The organism is Enterococcus sp. DIV0756, from assembly GCF_051710745.1.
Classification (GTDB): Bacteria; Bacillota; Bacilli; order Lactobacillales; family Enterococcaceae; genus Enterococcus_A.
The window spans coordinates 155,489-173,864 of sequence record NZ_JBIOLF010000001.1; the positions used below are offsets into that span (position 1 = coordinate 155,489).

At 41.4% G+C, this 18,376-nt stretch carries 14 protein-coding genes; 12 read left to right on the forward strand and 2 right to left on the reverse strand.

Annotated features, from left to right (window positions below):
* Positions 1–64 precede the first annotated feature (64 nt).
* The 3 genes from IGI44_RS00775 to rny all read left to right on the forward strand — a co-directional run bounded on the left by IGI44_RS00775 (position 65) and on the right by rny (position 4,297).
* Entirely contained in the window at positions 65–1,312 is a 1,248-nt protein-coding gene (locus tag IGI44_RS00775; RefSeq protein WP_438785864.1) for a competence/damage-inducible protein A, read from the forward strand.
* Between the two features lie 125 nt (positions 1,313–1,437).
* On the forward strand, positions 1,438–2,487 hold the full coding sequence (recA, locus tag IGI44_RS00780; protein ID WP_438785865.1) for a recombinase RecA: 1,050 nt from the start codon (positions 1,438–1,440) through the stop codon (positions 2,485–2,487).
* A gap of 253 nt (positions 2,488–2,740) precedes the next feature.
* Positions 2,741–4,297, forward strand: a complete 1,557-nt coding sequence (gene rny, locus IGI44_RS00785) for a ribonuclease Y (protein ID WP_438785866.1) — start codon at positions 2,741–2,743, stop codon at positions 4,295–4,297.
* A gap of 135 nt (positions 4,298–4,432) precedes the next feature.
* On the opposite strand, the gene IGI44_RS00790 is transcribed toward rny, so the two are convergent.
* A complete protein-coding gene (locus IGI44_RS00790; RefSeq protein WP_438785867.1) occupies positions 4,433–4,729 on the reverse strand; it encodes a bacteriocin immunity protein in 297 nt (98 codons plus the stop codon).
* Between the two features lie 372 nt (positions 4,730–5,101).
* Here IGI44_RS00790 and mprF point away from each other — a divergent pair, with 372 nt between their 5' ends.
* Positions 5,102–7,663 carry a bifunctional lysylphosphatidylglycerol flippase/synthetase MprF gene (gene mprF, locus IGI44_RS00795; protein ID WP_438785868.1) on the forward strand — a complete coding sequence of 854 codons (2,562 nt, stop codon included), beginning with the start codon at positions 5,102–5,104 and terminating at the stop codon, positions 7,661–7,663.
* Positions 7,664–7,704: 41 nt separating this feature from the next.
* Here mprF and IGI44_RS00800 read toward each other — a convergent pair whose 3' ends face one another.
* Positions 7,705–8,109, reverse strand: coding sequence for an Hsp20/alpha crystallin family protein (locus IGI44_RS00800; protein ID WP_438785869.1), 405 nt, complete (start codon positions 8,107–8,109; stop codon positions 7,705–7,707).
* Positions 8,110–8,292: 183 nt separating this feature from the next.
* Here IGI44_RS00800 and ispE point away from each other — a divergent pair, with 183 nt between their 5' ends.
* From ispE to IGI44_RS00840, 8 genes are all read left to right on the forward strand, one after another.
* Positions 8,293–9,144: a 4-(cytidine 5'-diphospho)-2-C-methyl-D-erythritol kinase gene (gene ispE, locus IGI44_RS00805; protein ID WP_438785870.1), complete on the forward strand. Its 852-nt coding sequence runs from the start codon at positions 8,293–8,295 to the stop codon at positions 9,142–9,144.
* 344 nt (positions 9,145–9,488) lie between these two features.
* Positions 9,489–10,454, forward strand: coding sequence for a metal ABC transporter substrate-binding protein (locus IGI44_RS00810; protein ID WP_438785871.1), 966 nt, complete (start codon positions 9,489–9,491; stop codon positions 10,452–10,454).
* 18 nt (positions 10,455–10,472) lie between these two features.
* A complete protein-coding gene (locus IGI44_RS00815; protein ID WP_438785872.1) occupies positions 10,473–11,153 on the forward strand; it encodes a metal ABC transporter ATP-binding protein in 681 nt (226 codons plus the stop codon).
* A complete protein-coding gene (locus IGI44_RS00820) occupies positions 11,126–11,956 on the forward strand; it encodes a metal ABC transporter permease (protein ID WP_438785873.1) in 831 nt (276 codons plus the stop codon). The genes IGI44_RS00815 and IGI44_RS00820 overlap by 28 nt, the downstream gene beginning before the upstream one ends.
* A 236-nt stretch (positions 11,957–12,192) precedes the next feature.
* The gene (purR, locus tag IGI44_RS00825; protein WP_438785874.1) at positions 12,193–13,011 is read left to right on the forward strand and encodes a pur operon repressor; all 819 of its coding nucleotides are present in this window, start codon (positions 12,193–12,195) and stop codon (positions 13,009–13,011) included.
* Positions 13,012–13,372: 361 nt separating this feature from the next.
* Complete coding sequence (gene glmU / locus IGI44_RS00830) at positions 13,373–14,740, forward strand: bifunctional UDP-N-acetylglucosamine diphosphorylase/glucosamine-1-phosphate N-acetyltransferase GlmU (RefSeq protein ID WP_438785875.1); 1,368 nt, start codon at positions 13,373–13,375, stop codon at positions 14,738–14,740.
* A 96-nt stretch (positions 14,741–14,836) separates the two neighbouring features.
* Positions 14,837–15,808 (forward strand): ribose-phosphate diphosphokinase, encoded by a 972-nt coding sequence (locus IGI44_RS00835; protein ID WP_010747250.1) that lies wholly within the window; start codon positions 14,837–14,839, stop codon positions 15,806–15,808.
* A 140-nt stretch (positions 15,809–15,948) separates the two neighbouring features.
* Positions 15,949–18,375 (forward strand): hypothetical protein, encoded by a 2,427-nt coding sequence (locus tag IGI44_RS00840; RefSeq protein WP_438785876.1) that lies wholly within the window; start codon positions 15,949–15,951, stop codon positions 18,373–18,375.
* Position 18,376: the final 1 nt, after the last annotated feature.

The window sequence follows — 18,376 nt, forward strand, 5'->3', positions numbered from 1 at the left end:
GTTCTGATCGTTTTTTCTGTTATAGTTGAGGAAAATTGCGTATGTTAAGAAAGAAGAGGAATAAATGAAAGCAGAAATTATTGCTGTGGGCACCGAGCTCTTATTGGGACAAGTTGTGAATACTAACGCAACCTTTTTATCGGAAAAATTAGCGGATATGGGGATCGAAGTCTATTTTCACACCGTTGTTGGGGATAACCCTCAGCGTTTAGAAGAATTGCTGCAATTGGCAGATACCCGCAGTGAATTGATCATTTTATGCGGCGGCTTGGGACCAACAGATGATGATTTGACGAAAAATGTTTTAGCCGATCATGTGGGAGTTCCCCTTGTGCAAAATCAAGCTGGCTTAGAAGCACTAAACAGCTTTTTCGCACAGCGTCAAAGCACAATGACACCAAACAACTTGCGTCAAATCGAAACGCTTCAGGATGGCATTCCGTTGCCCAACCGCACGGGTCTAGCGATTGGCTGTCTGTATAAGGCTGAAAAAAATAACTATATTTTATTGCCTGGTCCCCCAAGTGAATTGAAGCCAATGTTTCTAGAACAAGCTCGTCCGTTATTAGAAAAAGAATTCCCAACAACCGAAAAGCTCACTTCGCGGGTGTTGCGCTTCTTCGGAATTGGAGAATCAAAACTGGTGACTGACTTAGCAGAGATGATCGAACAGCAATCCAATCCGACGATTGCACCTTATGCGAAACCGAACGAGGTAACCTTGCGAATCACAGCGAAAACAGAGGATGAAATTTCAGCCAATGCCTTACTGGATCAGACAGAAGCGGAAATCCTGGCGAAAGTTGGCGAGTTTTTCTACGGTTACGGCGAAGAAAACAGCTTGGTAGAAGTTGTGGTGGATTTGTTAAAAGAACAGCAGCTGAGCATCACAGCAGCGGAAAGCTTGACCGCCGGTGAATTTCAAGCAACATTAGGAACGATTCCTGGCGTCTCTGAGGTCTTTCCAGGAGGCTTCGTCACATATTCTAAGGAAACAAAGGCCAGCTTCTTAGGCATCGATCCAGCGCTTCTAGATCGTGTCGGTGTTGTCAGCGAAGAATGTGCAAAAGAAATGGCAGAAGCGGCTCTACGTTTAGCTCAGACAGATTTTGCTTTGTCTTTCACAGGGGTAGCGGGACCTGACGAGCTGGAAGGTAAACCAAAAGGAACGGTTTTTATTGCGTTGGCACAAAAGAATGGTGAGACGCTGATCAGTGAAAATCATTTTACTCGGGATCGCTCGTATGTCCGCCATAGCTCTGTCATGAAGGGCTTAGACATGGTGCGTCGTGCAATTCTAAACAAAAATTAAAAATGCGAATGTTTGTTCGTTTTTTGCTTGCTTTTTTGATTTCAAACCGATAAACTAGGGATATTGAAAAAGCAATAATGATGTGGAAAGCATATTGATTATAAGAATTAGAGGAGGATCAGCTATTGGCTAATGATCGCAAGGCAGCTTTAGATGCTGCAATGAAAAAGATTGAAAAGAATTACGGTAAAGGTTCGATCATGAAATTAGGAGAAAAGGTCGATCAACAAATTTCGACAATTCCAAGCGGCTCTTTGGCATTGGATGTTGCGCTAGGTGTTGGCGGATACCCTCGTGGACGAATTATCGAAGTTTACGGTCCAGAAAGTTCTGGTAAAACAACCGTAGCATTGCATGCCATCGCAGAAGTTCAAAAACATGGCGGTACAGCTGCTTTTATCGATGCTGAGCACGCACTAGACCCTCAATACGCGCAACGTTTAGGGGTTAACATCGATGAGTTGCTGCTGTCCCAACCGGATACTGGTGAACAAGGCTTGGAAATTGCAGATGCCTTGGTTTCAAGTGGCGCAGTTGATATTATCGTTATCGACTCTGTGGCAGCCTTAGTTCCACGTGCCGAAATCGATGGTGAAATGGGTGACGCCCACGTTGGGTTGCAAGCCCGTTTAATGTCACAAGCATTGCGTAAACTTTCAGGCTCGATCAACAAAACAAAGACGATCGCTGTTTTCATCAACCAAATTCGTGAAAAAGTCGGTGTTATGTTTGGTAATCCTGAAACAACGCCTGGTGGACGTGCATTGAAATTCTACGCGACTGTTCGTTTAGAAGTTCGTCGTGCGGAGCAATTGAAAAACGGCACGGATATCGTTGGTAACCGTACGAAGATCAAAGTGGTGAAAAACAAAGTTGCTCCTCCATTTAAAGTAGCTGAAGTCGATATTATGTATGGCTTTGGGATTTCACAAGAAGGCGAATTGCTAGATATGGCTGTGGAACAAGACATCATCGATAAGAGCGGTGCTTGGTATGGCTATAAAGAAGACCGAATCGGTCAAGGACGCGAAAACGCCAAGAAATACCTAGCCGACCATCCAGAAATGATGGCGGAAGTAGCAACGCGTGTGCGTGCAGCATACGGTATTGGTGAAGAAGGCGACGTGACTGATGCTGACGAGGCAGGTCAAGAAGAGTTGCCGTTAGATGAATAAAAAACAGAACAACACTAATGACAAGGTACGTTTACCGAGTCATTAGTGTTGTTTTGCAGTCTTATTTATAGCGAATCAAAGCGCTTTATTGCTGAGTCTGCCAAAAGAGAAATAAAGTTGACACGCTATCAGACAAACATTAGAATAAAGTTGTGTGACAAACACACATATGCAAGTAGGCATATTGATAATTTGACATTCGTTTATCAAAAAACTACAGATAGGTAAATAAGATAGTACGGAGGTGGATTTAATGTTAGTTCCTATTCTCCTCGCTATCATCGGTTTAATTGTCGGTCTTGGTTTGGGTTTCATGGTCGCAAAAGCACGCCATGAAAAAGAAATTGATGGGGCACAAAACACAGCTAGAGGAATCATTACGCATGCAAATAAAGAAGCGGAGACCTTAAAGAAAGAAGCTTTGTTGGAAGCCAAGGAAGAAAACCAGCAGTATCGCGCACAAGTTGAAAGTGAGTTGAAAGAAAGCAGACAAGAATTAAAATCGCAAGAAAATCGCTTGCTTCAAAGAGAACAGACTTTAGATCGTAAAGATGATTCTTTAGAGAAGCGTGAGCACTCACTGGAAGAAAAAGAAACAAAGATCAGTGCTAGACAGCAATTAATTGACGAGCGAGAAAAAGATGTAGAACAACTGATTAATGAACAACAAACAAAATTGGAACAGGTTGCTTCTTTAACGAGAGATGAAGCGAAAGAAGTAATTATGAAGACGACGGAAGAGGAATTGAACCATGAGTTAACAGTCATGGTCAAGGAATCTGAACAACGTGCCAAAGAAGAAGCCGATCGCAAAGCGAAAAATCTATTGGCGATGGCGATTCAACGTTGTGGTGCCGATGCTGTTTCTGAAACGACTGTTTCGGTCGTTACTTTGCCAAATGATGAGATGAAAGGTCGCATTATCGGACGTGAAGGCCGTAATATTCGGACATTGGAAACATTGACTGGAATCGATTTAATCATCGATGACACACCAGAAGCAGTCGTTCTATCCGGCTTTGATCCAATCAGACGGGAAATTGCCCGAATGACGTTAGAAAAATTGATTCAAGACGGTCGAATTCATCCGGCTCGGATTGAAGAAATGGTCGAAAAATCTCGCAAAGAAATGGATGAACGCATTCGCGAATACGGGGAACAAGCAGCCTTTGAAGTTGGTGCTCATACCTTACATCCAGACTTAATCAAGATTTTAGGTCGTTTGCATTTCCGGACCAGCTATGGTCAAAACGTGTTGAATCACTCAATTGAAGTAGCCAAACTAACCGGCGTATTAGCCGCAGAGCTTGGTGAAAATGTTCAATTAGCGCAACGCGCAGGCTTACTGCATGATATCGGTAAAGCGTTAGACCATGAGATTGAAGGGTCACACGTCGAGATCGGCGCAGAGCTTGCTGCTAAATACCGTGAGAATCCAGTCGTAATCAATGCGATCGCTTCTCACCATGGTGATACCGAAGCAACTTCAGTTATCTCTGTTCTGGTGGCTGCTGCCGATGCAGTATCTGCTGCTAGACCAGGTGCACGGAGCGAATCATTAGAAAACTATATTCGTCGTTTAGAAAACTTAGAAAATATTTCAAACAGTTTTGACGGTGTAGAATCAAGCTTTGCTGTTCAGGCTGGACGTGAAGTACGTGTCATGGTCAAACCAGAAGAAATTTCTGATTTAGATTCTGTTCGTTTAGTTCGCGATATTCGTCGCAGAATTGAGGATGAATTGGATTATCCAGGACACATTAAAGTGGTCGTTATTCGTGAGACACGAGCAACGGATTATGCGAAATAATTAAAAGACTTAAAAAAATAAGAGTTCAATCTTCTATAAAAAGATTGAACTCTTATTTCTTTTCCGATCATAGCGAATGTTTCAGTCTGAATATGGGAAGAATGATGCGTTAAATGCCGTTAGGTAAAAAAATGGTTAATAGCCATAGCGGATGCTTGATAGGTCGGCTAATTGTTTCAATTTATGCGATTGTTCATCAGTCAAGTTTAGCCCCTCTTTTTTTAGGCTGCGGGAGATTTCTAAATTCATTCGACTTAAAATAAAAGGAACTGAACGTTCTTTTTTTCTTAATTCTGTTTGAGAAGTAAGAAGTACTTTTGTTAGTGCTTGGCAGTTTGGGTCATTCGCTAAGTCTTTCAGTAATTCTGAAATAATTGCTTGTGCTTGATCGCCGCGGTCTTTTCCTCCAGCAAACCAGGGGATTTTTGGCATGACATTTCACTCCTTCTTTTCCTACTCAAAGATAACTTCGAAGGTTTTGCCTAATCTGTTGACTAGGAGTATGATCACAAGATACGCCAACAGTGAAATTTTTTCCAGTATTTACCGATTTAGTAATCTACAAGCGGAGAATAACAAAATCATTGATACAAAGTTTTCAAAGTCCTTAAGCATTGGAGAATTTATTCCGAAGTGTAAATTCCATTAGATGGTCCTCATTGTTTTTAGCGTTCAAATTTCTACGGCTAAAGAAGAGGCTAAATGATTTATTAAAAAATAAACAACCGTTTTTTAAAAGGATAGCTTCAAAACAAGAATTCATTTAAAATAGAGTACAAGAAAAGAAAGAATGGGAGAAGAAGGATGACGACAATTAGTCGCTGGTTCAAACGGCACGCCACCTTGCTTAAAATCATCTTCTTTGGGATTGTTTTATTTTTCGTTGCGAATCAAGTGAAGAATATCGCCCATGGGATGAGCTGGCAAACCGTTTGGCAAACGATCAAAGAACAAGATCAAGTTGCCTTATTAAGTATGTTGGGAATCGGCCTTTGTGGTGTTCTTCCCATGCTGTTATATGATCATGTGGCAATTACCATACTTGAAGCGGGCGGACGTCCGCGGATGAATTTTAGAGAATGGCTGGTTTCAGCTTGGACCACGAACACGATCAACAATTTAGCCGGTTTTGGCGGTGTGGTGGGTGTGAGTTTACGCTCGAGTTTTTATGGTAAGGGTTTGGAAAAGAAAAAGGTTCTAGCTGTGATCTCGAAGATCGCGATCTTTATGCTGGCGGGACTGTCGATTATGGCATTCATCACGTCTTTGGATTTAATCTTTTTTCGAACACAGAATCCATTTGTGCGTTATCGTTTTTGGTTGCTAGCAGGTGGAGCCTTTGCGCCGCTTTTATTTATTTTTGTGTATAGTCGTCGCCGCACGATTTTTAAAGAGTTTCGTTTGAAACAAATTTTTGAATTGTATCTGGCATCATTGGGACAATGGTTGGGTGCTCTGATAGTCTTTTTAATGGTTGGTTACTTGATGGGCGTGAAATTGAATATTGGTGATATTTATCCGATGTTTGTGATTGCGACTGGTCTAGGGATGCTGACGATGGTACCCGGCGGTGCCGGAACGTTTGATGTTATGATGATCTTGGGTTTAGGTCACCTGGGATTGAATCAGAGCACCGCGGTTGTTTGGATTTTATTTTATCGGATATTTTATTATTTGCTCCCTTTTATTACCGGAATCGTGATCTTCTTGACCAATACCAGTGTCAAAATGAATCGCTACTTTGACAATTTACCGCGGGTGCTTTCGCAAAAAGCCGCACACGTGATTATGGTCAGTGCTGTTTATTTTGCAGGGATCATGATGATTTTATTATCTACACTGACGAATTTATCGAATATTAGTCGTTTATTCCAAGTACTATTACCGTTTTCCTTTGATTTTCTGGATCAGACATTGAACCTCTTGATTGGCTTCTTGCTTTTGGGCTTTGCCCGTGGCATCTCGCAAAAGGTAAAACGAGCCTTCTGGCCAACGATCTTATTATTGATTTTTGGTATCGTTAATACGGTGGCACGAACGGCATCAGTTCGGTTGATCGTCGTTTATGTGGTAATTTTACTGATCGTTTGGATGTCACGGCGCGAGTTTTATCGGGAACGCTTTGTTTATTCTTGGGGCGCCTTGGTCTTTGATGGCATTTTATTTGGGTTGCTTTTCATTTTCTATGCCGTGGCAGGTTACCATAGTGGTCAGATTTGGAGTACGGAACGGTTATCAACGAAATACTTCGCCTTCCCGTCAGAGGAGATTTGGTTCTCCGGCCTCATTGGTTTGATCTTGTCAATTTTGTGCTTAGCAATCCTTTACCAATATTTGACTCAAAGCCATACGAAGCTTGGTGCTGCTTGGGACGAAAAACGTTTCAACTATTTGATTAATCGTTATGGCGGGACACCCGCTAGTCATTATCTGCGTGCTTCAGGCTATCATTATTTCTATTATCAAGAAAATGGCAACGATCAAATCGTCTTTGGTTTTCAGACTAGAGCCAATAAATGTTTTGTTTTAGGCGATCCTGTAGGCAATCCTGAAAAATGGCAGGCGGCGACTTTTGCTTTTATGGAGCATGTGGACAAGCTAGGCTATCAGTTAGCCTTTTATAAAATATCAGAAGAGTATGTGCTGCTCCTGCATGATCTGGGTTTTCACTTTGACAAGATTGGTGAGACAGGGGTCACAGACTTTACTCGTCACAAGCATGATGTGTTCTCGGATCGTTTTGAATTTAAACGTTTGACGAATGAAGGATATCAATTTATTTATTTTGAAAAACTGCCAGACGAGGTTTTTGATGAGCTAGAGGAAATCTCAGATGAATGGTTGAACGGTGAAAAGGAAAAATGTTTCTCGGTAGGCCGTTTTGATCGAGCCTATATTAAAACGAGTAATGTAGGTATTGCTCGTGATCCGCAAAATCGGATCGTTGGATTTATCACTGAACAGCCGATCAATCAGGAAAAAGCGTCGTTTGATCTTCTGCGTTTTCGAAATGATGTTCCCAATGAGCTGCCCACTTTTCTAAAGCTGCATCTGATGGATGAGTTGAAACGTCAAGGGTATCGGGAAGTGTACCAAGGGATGGCGCCATTAGCAAAAGTTGGTGAAACATCCTTTGCCTTTTTAGGTGAACGAATTATGAACTTGATCTATAAATATGGTCATTCGATTTACGCGTTCCAACAAGTGGCAGAAGAAAAGACGGTTTATGTCGATCGCTGGCGACCAAGGTATTTTGCTTACATGAAGAACAGCAGCTTCTTATTCTCCGCTTTGCAATTGCTGTATTTGATTGGCCGCGGGAAGAATAAAGGTGTGACTATTTCAGAAGAAATGATTGAAGTATAAAAGACGAGCCGCAATGGCTCGTCTTTTTCGTTTATCCAAAGCTAATCGATCGTAATCGCTTTGCCTTTCTTTTCTTCAAAATCTGTCCGAGGAAGCGTTAATGTCAGCACACCGTTTTCAAATTTCGCGCTGATCTTTTCTTCGTCCACATTTTTCACTACAAATTGGCGATGGTAGGCACTGCTGGAACGTTCTCTGCGAACAAAGCGACCATCATCCTTCACTTCATTTTCACTTGTGTGTTCTGCGTCAATCGAAAGAATCTCATTCGTATAGTTCACGGAAATTTCTGATTTTTCAAAGCCTGGTAAGTCAGCCTTGATCTCATAGTGATCGTCCATATCGCGAATGTCGACGCTCATTTTTCGGTCATCCCAAAACGTATTCATCAGCTTGCCAACCAATTCTTCTCCATCTAACCAATTATTTTTTGGCAGTAGATTCATAAAGCATTCCTCCTAATTCGTCATTGTTTCTTCCACACCTGCAACATTGTTCTTTCTTTCATGGTAAAGCCTTAGGTGGAATTATTCAACTAATTTAGGGTGCCTATGCTAGAATGAATTATCTATACATTTGTTATGGGCTATGATAGAATCGTCTAGTGAAAAATTTGAACGGGTGAGAAAATGGAAATTATGGAGAAAGCCCCAGCGAAAATCAATTTGGGCCTCGATATTTTAGGCAAACGACCAGATGGCTTACATGAGTTGGCGATGGTTATGGCCAGCATCGATTTAGCGGATCGTTTGTATTTGGAAGAGATTCCGGAAAATAAAATCATCATTGAGACCAATAAGGCTTTTTTACCCACCGATAAAAAGAATCATGTTTATGAAGCGCTGGAATTAGTCAAGGAGCGCTTTGATATAAAACAGGGCTTGCGGGTTAAAATTCATAAAGAAATTCCAGTTGCGGCCGGTTTAGGCGGCGGCTCGACGGATTCGGCCGCGGCTTTACGTGCAGTCAATCGTTTATGGGATTTGGGCTTATCGATCGAAGAATTAGCGAGCTTAGGGGCTGAGGTTGGTTCGGATGTTCCCTATTGTGTTTACGGTCAAACGTCATTAGTTGAAGGCTTTGGAGAAAAGGTGACCCCGATTGCCCCCATGCCGCAGTGTTGGGTAGTAGTGGTTAAACCGCGGATGAGTGTTTCCACACGCACAATTTTTGCTAAGATTGTGATGGAGGATTTATACCATCCTGACATTCAAGCACTGGTCTCAGCGATCGAAGAAAATGATTACCAGAAGATGACCGAAAACTTAGGCAATTCGATGGAAGTTGTGACGATCAAAAAGCATCCCATCATCCAACAACTGAAAGATCGCATGCTGAAATATGGCGCCGATGCTGCAATGATGAGCGGCAGTGGTCCGACTGTCTATGCGCTGTGCCACAAATACTCACGCGCGAAGCATGTATTCAATGCGTTGAAGGGTTTCTGCGATGAGGTATATTTAGTACGGACATTGAAGTAGAAAAAGCACTTTTCCCAGTTGCGGAAAGGTGTTTTTTGTCGGAGTCACTTTCATAGCTTTTCGCGGTTAATATCTACCTAATGAGTCTTCTTTAGTCATTCAAGGATACTATAATGGTCTCATGGTTGTTGCAAAGAGAACAAAGGGATGGATAAAATAACATGAAATAGAGAATTAATCGGATACAGGTTCTTCTCTTCATATGAATACCAAGTCATTTATATTACGGTTTATCGGTCTTATTTCGATACAAATCGTAATTTTTACGTTTTGTGTTGACGGATAGAAAAACATCTGTTAAATTAATCTTTGTCTTAAAACGAGAAGAGAAGGTGTTTAGCTAGATGAAGATCCAAAAAGGGCTACTTTTAATAGGAACTGTGTTACTATCTGTTTTGCTGACTGCTTGTGGCGGATCAGAAAAAAAGGAAGCATCATCGGATGATCAGATTAAGGTGATGACGACGTTCTACCCAATGTATGAATTCACTAAACAAGTGGTGGGAGATAAAGGCGAGGTGGAATTGCTGATTCCTGCTGGGACTGAACCCCATGATTTTGAACCCTCTGCCAAGGACTTGGCAAAAATTTCTGATTCGGATGTGTTTGTGTACAATAGCCCAGAGCTAGAGACGTGGACAGATAATTTAACGGATACGATTGATACGAAAAAAACAGCGATCATTCAAGCTTCTAAAGATATCAAATTAATGGAAGGCGCCGATCACGATCACGAAGAAGCACACGATCATGATGAAAAAGAGCATGAGGAACATGGACACTCCCATGATTTAGATCCCCATGTTTGGTTAGATCCAGCTTTGGCAATCAAAGAAGTCGAAACAATCCGGGATCAATTAAGCAAAAAATATCCAGAGGACAAAACAGCGTTTGAAAAAAATGCCGCAGAGTATATTAAGGAATTAAAAACATTAGACGAAGAGTATCAAACAGCATTTAAAGACGCGAAAAATAAAACCTTTGTGACGCAGCATGCGGCTTTTGGCTATTTAGCTAATCAGTATGGCTTAACGCAAGAAGCGATTGCGGGAATTTCGCCTGACCAAGAGCCGTCGCCAAGTCGTTTGAGCGAACTGAAGCACTATGTTGATGATCATCAAGTAAAGGTCATTTATTTTGAAGAAAATGCCTCTTCAAAAGTTGCTGAAACCTTATCTAAAGAAACTGGTGTGAAATTGGAAGTTTTGAATCCGCTAGAAAGTTTGACAGATAAGCAAATCAAAGATGGAGAAAATTATCTTTCTGTGATGCGTGAGAATTTAACTGCATTGAAGGAAAGTATTCATTAGTAAAAGGAGCGAAAAAAAATGTCGTATATCGAGGTGGAAGACCTCTCATTCTATTATGACAACGAACCCGTATTAGAAAACGTGTCCTATCACGTAGACCCTGGTGAGTTTGTCATTTTGACTGGAGAAAATGGTGCCGCAAAATCGACATTGATCAAAGCGACATTAGGGCTATTAAAGCCAAGCAGCGGAAAAGTTATGATCGCAAAGAAAAATGCCGCAGGGAAAAAATTAAGCATTGGCTATATTCCACAGCAGGTGGCCTCCTTCAACGCCGGCTTTCCCAGCACTGTTTTAGAGTTGGTGGAGTCTGGCCGCTACCCTCAAGGAAAGTGGTTCAAGAAGCTATCTGACCGCGACCATGAGCACGTGCAAAAAGCGTTGGAGTCAGTGGATATGTGGAACATGCGTCATAAGAAGGTTGGCGAATTATCTGGCGGTCAAAAGCAGCGGATCAGTTTAGCGCGGTTATTTGCCAAAGATCCGGATCTGTTTATCTTGGATGAGCCAACGACTGGAATGGATGAAAAATCCCGTAATGATTTTTATAATCTGTTGCGGCATAGTGCCCATGTGCACGGCAAGAGTATCTTAATGATCACCCACGATCACGAGGATACGAAAAAATATATTGATCGCCACATTCGACTGGTGCGAAAGGAGAACTCAAAATGGCGTTGCTTTCATATGAATTCATGAGACGGGCCTTCCTAGCCGCGATTTTTATTGCAGGGATCGCACCGATGCTGGGCGTCTTTCTTGTCATTCGCCGTCAATCATTGATGGCAGACACTTTGTCCCACGTCTCGCTAGCAGGGGTTGCGTTAGGGTTCTTCTTGAATTTAAATCCAACAGGTACGACACTGTTAGTTGTGGTCGTTGCTGCGATTATCATGGAGTATTTGCAAAATATGTACAGTTCTTATTCAGAAATTTCCATCGCCATTTTAATGGCCGCCGGATTAGCCATCGCCTTGGTCTTAATGAGTTTGGCACCGGGAAATTCGGCAGTTAGTATCCAATCGTATCTATTTGGTTCGATTGTAACGATTACTTGGCAGCAGGTTATTTTTTTAGGGATTCTCTTCGTTTTAGTTGGTGTTCTATTCTTACTATTTAAACGACCTATGTATGTGTTGACCTTTGATGAAGATATCGCAGCTGTTGATGGGTTGCCTGTCCGCATGATGTCGATGATTTTTAATGTGGTGACGGGAGTAGCTATCGCAATTATGATTCCAATTGCTGGGGCCTTACTAATCTCAGCCATCATGGTACTGCCGGCGGCGATCGGTATGCGAGTAGGGAAAAGTTTTAACATCGTGATTCTAGTTAGTGTACTTGTCGGCTTTATCGGAATGATCGGTGGACTGACCGGATCTTACTATTTAGACACTCCTTCTGGTGCAACGATTACTCTGGGCTTCATTTTATTGTTCTTAGTAATCAACGGAATCCGTCAGTTGCGGATTTTCCTTCAACGAAAACAGTTACAAAATTAGAGGAAAGCGAAGGCTTTTCCTCTTTTTTTGCGAAATAATTAATAAATACCGAACTTTTTTACTTTAAAACAAGAAAATGCTCGAATTTTATTGGCTAAACCCTTATAATGGGAAACGATAAATCAGAATAGGCTGTCAGCTCTTTTCTTCCATGCAAGCAGAGAGAGGATATGCGTGTGGTATCATAAAATTTTCATCAGGAAAAAATACATTAAATTCAAATTGGAGTGAATTACGTGAAAGTGCGTCGAAGTGAACGATTAATCGACATGACACAATATTTGTTGGATCATCCACATGATCTGATCCCATTGACTTTTTTTGCGGCTCGCTATGGCTCAGCAAAATCTTCTATCAGTGAAGACTTGGCGATTGTAAAGAAAACCTTCAAGGAACGGGGGACTGGATTCTTAGAAACGATTCCCGGAGCTGCTGGTGGGGTTGTCTTTACACCGAGTATTACTGATGCAGATGCACAAGAATATATTGAATCTTTGGCGGAACGTTTGTCGGAAGAGGATCGTTTATTGCCAGGCGGCTATGTGTATTTATCTGATATGTTGGGTCAGCCTGACTTATTACGTAAAGTTGGTCGGATTATTGCGGCACAATATTTAGATAAAAAAGTGGATGCTGTCATGACGGTGGCAACGAAAGGCGTACCGATCGCTCAAGCAGTTTCGTATTATTTGAACGCGCCATTTGTCATTGTTCGTCGTGATTCAAAAATAACCGAGGGTTCAACAGTTAGTGTGAACTATGTTTCGGGTTCATCTGAACGGATTGAAAAAATGGAGCTGTCAAAACGCAGTCTGAAGCGCGGTTCAAAAGTTTTAATCGTGGACGATTTCATGAAGGGCGGCGGAACCGTTAACGGTATGAAGAGCCTGATCGAAGAATTTGAAGCAGAGCTTGTAGGAATCACTGTATTTGCTGAATCTAAATTTAAGGGCGAACGTGCCATTGACGATTACAATTCCTTATTATTTGTACAGGATGTTGATACCAGTACAAAAACGATTAGTGTCGTACCAGGTAATTGCTTCAATAAATAGCGGACTAAAAAGCTAGGTTTTTACGACTCTTTTCAAATTCTTTTTTTGGGGAGAGTCTAATGAGCTAGCCTTTTTTACGTCTGGCTAGTAAAATGGATAACGGAATTTAAAATATAAATGATAGAGTTAAAACGAAATAGGATGTCAGATCTACTTTGTATTTTTAATATAATTAGTAGAATGATATACGGAATGAACATCAGGGATAATTTTTTTAAAAAATTATTTCATTAACATGAATGAGGATGTCAGTTCCACTTCGCACTTTTAGTATACTAGTGGAATGATATACGTGTTGAGGAACAAACTCATTTTTTCTCGAAAAAATGAATACATTAAAACGAAATAGGAGTGACTTCTTTTGGAAAATCGTTATGCGATTATTTTAGCTGCGGGTAAGGGAACCCGTATGAAATCAAAATTATACAAAGTCTTACATCCGGTTGCTGGAAAGCCGATGGTAGAACACATTATCGAACGTGTTGTTGAAACACAGCCGACGGATATCGTGACGATCGTTGGACATGGCGCAGAAATGGTCAAAGAACAATTAGGCGATCGCAGCCAATATGCACTGCAAGCGGAGCAGCTTGGAACGGGGCATGCGGTGATGCAAGCTGCAGAGTTCTTGAAAGGGAAACAAGGAACAACGTTGGTTATCAGTGGGGATACTCCGCTGCTTACAACACAAACGTTGAACAATTTATTTGATTACCATCAAGGAAAAAAAGCCAGTGCGACGATCTTGACTGCTCATGCAGAAGATCCAACAGGCTATGGCCGAATCTTACGCGACCATGTAGGGATTGTAGAAAAGATCGTTGAACAAAAAGACGCGACACCAGAAGAAGCCCGCACACAAGAAATCAATACAGGAACCTATTGTTTTGATAACGAACAGTTATTTGCGGCGCTAGAAAAAATCGGCACTAACAATGCACAGGGTGAATACTATTTAACGGATATCGTTGAAATTTTGAAAAATGATGGTCAAACTGTTGCGGCTTACCAAACAGAGGATTTTGAAGAATCCTTGGGCGTGAATGACCGTATCGCTTTGGCTAATGCGAATGAAATCATGCGTCGTCGAATCAATCGCCAACACATGGTCAACGGAGTAACCTTCATTGATCCATCAACGACGTATATTGATTCAGGCATTGAAATTGGCTCGGATACAATTATTGAACCAGGTGTGCAAATTCAAGGAAATACAGTGATTGGTTCCGATTGTATTATCGGTGCGCACTCAAAAATTGTCGATAGTACGATTGAAGACAATGTAGAGATTAAATCATCAGTTATTGAAGAAGCCATCGTGCGGAAAAATGCCGACGTTGGTCCTCACGCACACTTGCGTCCGAAGGCAGATATTGGTGAAAATGCTCATATCGGGAATTACGTAGAAATCAAGAAAGCGACAATCGGAGAAAATACTAAAGTGGGGCACTTAACCTATGTTGGAGATGCGACACTTGGAAAAGATATCAATGTTGGTTGTGGTGTTGTTTTTGTTAATTACGATGGTAAGAATAAACATCACACGAATGTGGGGGATCATGTTTTCATTGGTTCTGGCACAAACATTATTGCTCCTGTCAATATTGCTGATAACAGTGCGACTGCAGCAGGGTCGACGATTACTGACGACATCGCTGAAGGCGATATGGCAATCGCTCGTGCTCGTCAAGTTAACAAAGCAGGTTATGCGAGTCGTTTGCCATTTTAAGGGAAATCTCTTGATTTCTTAAATGGAAATGACTAGTATTTTATTTGAAATGGTATATAATCGGTAGCGTATGTTAAAAAGAAAGTGGAGGTCCCCATGTCGAAACATTATTTTGATCCAAGATTGAAAATTTTTGCTTTGAATTCAAATCGTCCCCTAGCTGAGAAAATTGCTGAAGAAGTTGGTGTTGAATTAGGAAAAAGTTCGGTTACCCAATTTAGTGATGGCGAAATTCAAGTAAACATTGAAGAAAGTATTCGTGGCTGTCATGTCTATGTCGTTCAGTCAACAAGTAGTCCGGTAAATGATAATCTGATGGAACTTTTGATTATGATCGATGCCTTGAAGCGTGCGAGTGCAAAAACAATCAACGTCGTAATGCCTTATTACGGTTATGCCCGTCAGGATCGTAAAGCACGTGCACGGGAACCAATTACTGCTAAACTTGTTGCAAACATGATCGAAAAAGCTGGTGCAACACGTCTATTGACTTTAGATCTCCATGCGTCTCAAATCCAAGGCTTCTTTGATATTCCTGTGGATCACTTAATGGGTGCGCCATTGATTGCCGATTACTTCTTAGAAAAAGAAATTTGCGGTGACGATGTCGTGGTTGTTTCACCTGACCATGGTGGGGTAACGCGTGCGCGTAAATTAGCCGAATTCTTGAAAGCACCAATCGCAATTATCGACAAACGCCGTCCGAAAGCAAATGTTGCAGAAGTCATGAATATCATTGGTAAAGTCGATGGCAAAACATGTGTCATCATCGATGACATGATCGATACTGCCGGTACAATCACTTTAGCTGCGAATGCGCTAAAAGAAGCTGGTGCGAAACAAGTCTACGCTTCATGTACACATCCTGTTTTATCAGGTCCAGCAATGCAACGGATTCAAGATTCAGCGATCGAGCATTTAGTTGTTACGGATTCTATCTACTTGTCTGATGAACGCAAAATCGATAAGATCGATGAAATCAGTGTTGGCGAGTTAATGGGTGATGCAATTAAACGAATCCATGAAAACAAACCGGTTAGTCCATTGTTTGAAACACATAAAAAATAAGTTTATTTACGAGGTACTCCATGATGGAGTACCTTTTTTTGCGTAAAATTTAGTAGATCAAAGAAATTTGAACAAACGCTTCCACTGTTGATTCCTTCTGATATGATAATAAGTAGAAGAAGGGGAATGAGGATGGAATCATGCAAAAAAGAATGAATCGTATTTCTATGACAGCAGGTTATGGAATGCTATTAATTGGGCTCTTTTTAAAAATAGTTGGAGGCATCAATCAACGGTTTAGTTTAGTTGAAGCGTGGGTTCGCAGTTTAATCAGCGGAAACTTTCTACATTTCTGGCAATCAGAATTTTCTGCGGGAATCGGTGTCATGGTAGGAACAGGTGCTTTTATGCTGTTGCTGTTTCTTTATGTACTGGACAGCCTATTACTCACCGGACATCGGCAAGTCCCTTTTTTACAATCTGCCAAGGCAGCTTGGCTTTATTTCACTATGTTCTTTTATTTTATTTTCATTCAGTTTTACTCGAGTAGTATTTGGTTAGTCTCGCTTCTTATTGTAGGCGCGTTGGAATTTCTGTTGAATCGATATTTAGACGACAAGATCGAACGCGATCAGAACTATGCCGCATCGCAAAAAATTGAGAAGGAATACAATGAAGACCGAAAACGACGCTTGGCTTTTCCAGGAAAATACCCTCCAGCGTTTCATCAGGTTATTCGTAAAAATTTTCGCTTTTATCGTAAAAATTATCTTTTACTGATTCTTGCGAATGCCTTAGTTTTCTTCGCCCTAATGCTTCTTTTTTTCACCTATCGTGAATTTAGCGATACTCATACCCAGAATACGATTTTTGATAAGACAGGACTCTTGCGTATTCTTATCGAGTCTGGCGGCGTACTGCTATTGCTGCTTCTGTTGTTTCTCTCTTTTATGGATAGCCTGTACATTGATTTTAAAGCGAAGCATATGGAACTATTCATTCAGCTGGGGATTCGCAAACGGACGTTTCTTACAATGCTGATCGAAGAGTTTAGCTTTTGCGCTTTAGCAGGGGTTTTGTTTGGAGGGATTCCTGGTGTGCTGATTGCTAGAGAATTTGCTAGCTTTGGTTGGGCAATAGTACTGTATGCAGGGTTAGTGATCTTAGGGATGGCCTTTCATCAGGAGAAAATTCTACGTTTGATTCAATTTAGACCGCGGGTACAAACAAAACCAGACCAGCCAAACAAGCGCTTAACCCCGTTATTTCTATTTATTGGTGTGCTGGCGCTAGCTATCACCTTTTGGTGGTTCCATCGGCGGAAATCAGCGGAAACGTTGTTAGTAATTAGTACATTGGTTATTGCTTTGTGGGGACTGTTTCTCGGGATTGGCGGCTTTTATGTAAAACGTAATCGTGGGAAAATAGCTCTTCTGCTTTCTCGCAATGATTTATTTTACCGTTTCCACAAAAGTATCAATGTCTTGATGTTGGCGACACTTTTGCACACGTTGGTAGTAGGCTTCTTTTTGCCTCGCTTGATTACTTTTCAACAAACCGCTGTGTGTAACTTGTTTCCGTATGAAGTGGTCGCCAAGGTCAAACCGCCAGAGGTTCAACAAGTTGAAAAAAGCGTGACTCAAGAACAGGCCCTGTGGAAAAGCTATCCCTTCTTTCCGGTAACTTCGGTTGATGGCGACCCGGAATGGGAAGTTTATGGCACGGTTCGACCCGTTATGTTTATTCAGGGTCAGCATATTGGAATATCTGAAACGACTTATCAACAATTGCGTCAGGCCAATGGGTTAAATCCACAACCTTTGCAGCTGAAAAAAGGTCAGTGGCATGTAGTTTATCAACAGGCGATCAGTATCCGTGGACAACCCATCGATTGGGACCCGCAAAGTGTACGACCACGCTTGCGAATCGGTACCCCTTTGGAAAGTTACAATACGCTGGATGTCGATTTGATTTTTCCGATGCGGCAAATTAAAAGCCAAGAACGGTTGATACTAACGGGAATGTTTCAACGTGGGTTGCAGGAGAATATTTTGGTATTTGCAGATGAAGAGTTTGCGTCAATAGCAAAAAAAGAATCACCGAATCAATTATTCTTGATTAATGGAAATAAAAAAGCGGCTCGGAGCTTAAATTTTTTAAAGCAAAAATATGCGGATGACAAGCGCTGGGATGACACAATCGAACCTATCTATGAAAAAACACAGCAAAAAAATAATGTCCTTACTGAGAACTATCTGCAAGTACTGCTCTTGCTCTTTACTATAATTACCTGTAGCTTTATGAATGCCGGAATCTTGGTGGCTAAATTCGAAAGTGAGCAGGCACGTTTGATCAATCGGCGAAGACTTTTAGATCAATTAGGGATGCGGCAGAAAGAACAGCGGAGTGTTTTGAGGTGCCAGGTTGGTTTATTCACAGGCGTACCGCTAGTTGTTGGTTTACTAGTGGGAGTTGGTATTATCAGTATTATGGGAAGACTGCGCTTCTTTTCGACGTCTGAATGGCTACAATTTGTGCGGCTCTTTTTAATGGATTATGGGCTTTACTTATTCATTTGGGGAATGATTGCCGGCTTGATCTATCGTAGAATTGAAAAGTGGAGGTAAG

Coding starts and splice junctions, on each gene's coding strand:
- IGI44_RS00775 (WP_438785864.1), top strand. CDS start 65: ATGAAAGCAGAAATTATTGCTGTGGGCACCGAGCTCTTATTGGGACAA.
- rny (WP_438785866.1), top strand. CDS start 2,741: ATGTTAGTTCCTATTCTCCTCGCTATCATCGGTTTAATTGTCGGTCTT.
- IGI44_RS00790 (WP_438785867.1), bottom strand. CDS start 4,729: ATGCCAAAAATCCCCTGGTTTGCTGGAGGAAAAGACCGCGGCGATCAA.
- mprF (WP_438785868.1), top strand. CDS start 5,102: ATGACGACAATTAGTCGCTGGTTCAAACGGCACGCCACCTTGCTTAAA.
- IGI44_RS00800 (WP_438785869.1), bottom strand. CDS start 8,109: ATGAATCTACTGCCAAAAAATAATTGGTTAGATGGAGAAGAATTGGTT.
- ispE (WP_438785870.1), top strand. CDS start 8,293: ATGGAAATTATGGAGAAAGCCCCAGCGAAAATCAATTTGGGCCTCGAT.
- IGI44_RS00810 (WP_438785871.1), top strand. CDS start 9,489: ATGAAGATCCAAAAAGGGCTACTTTTAATAGGAACTGTGTTACTATCT.
- IGI44_RS00815 (WP_438785872.1), top strand. CDS start 10,473: ATGTCGTATATCGAGGTGGAAGACCTCTCATTCTATTATGACAACGAA.
- IGI44_RS00820 (WP_438785873.1), top strand. CDS start 11,126: ATGGCGTTGCTTTCATATGAATTCATGAGACGGGCCTTCCTAGCCGCG.
- IGI44_RS00835 (WP_010747250.1), top strand. CDS start 14,837: ATGTCGAAACATTATTTTGATCCAAGATTGAAAATTTTTGCTTTGAAT.
- IGI44_RS00840 (WP_438785876.1), top strand. CDS start 15,949: ATGCAAAAAAGAATGAATCGTATTTCTATGACAGCAGGTTATGGAATG.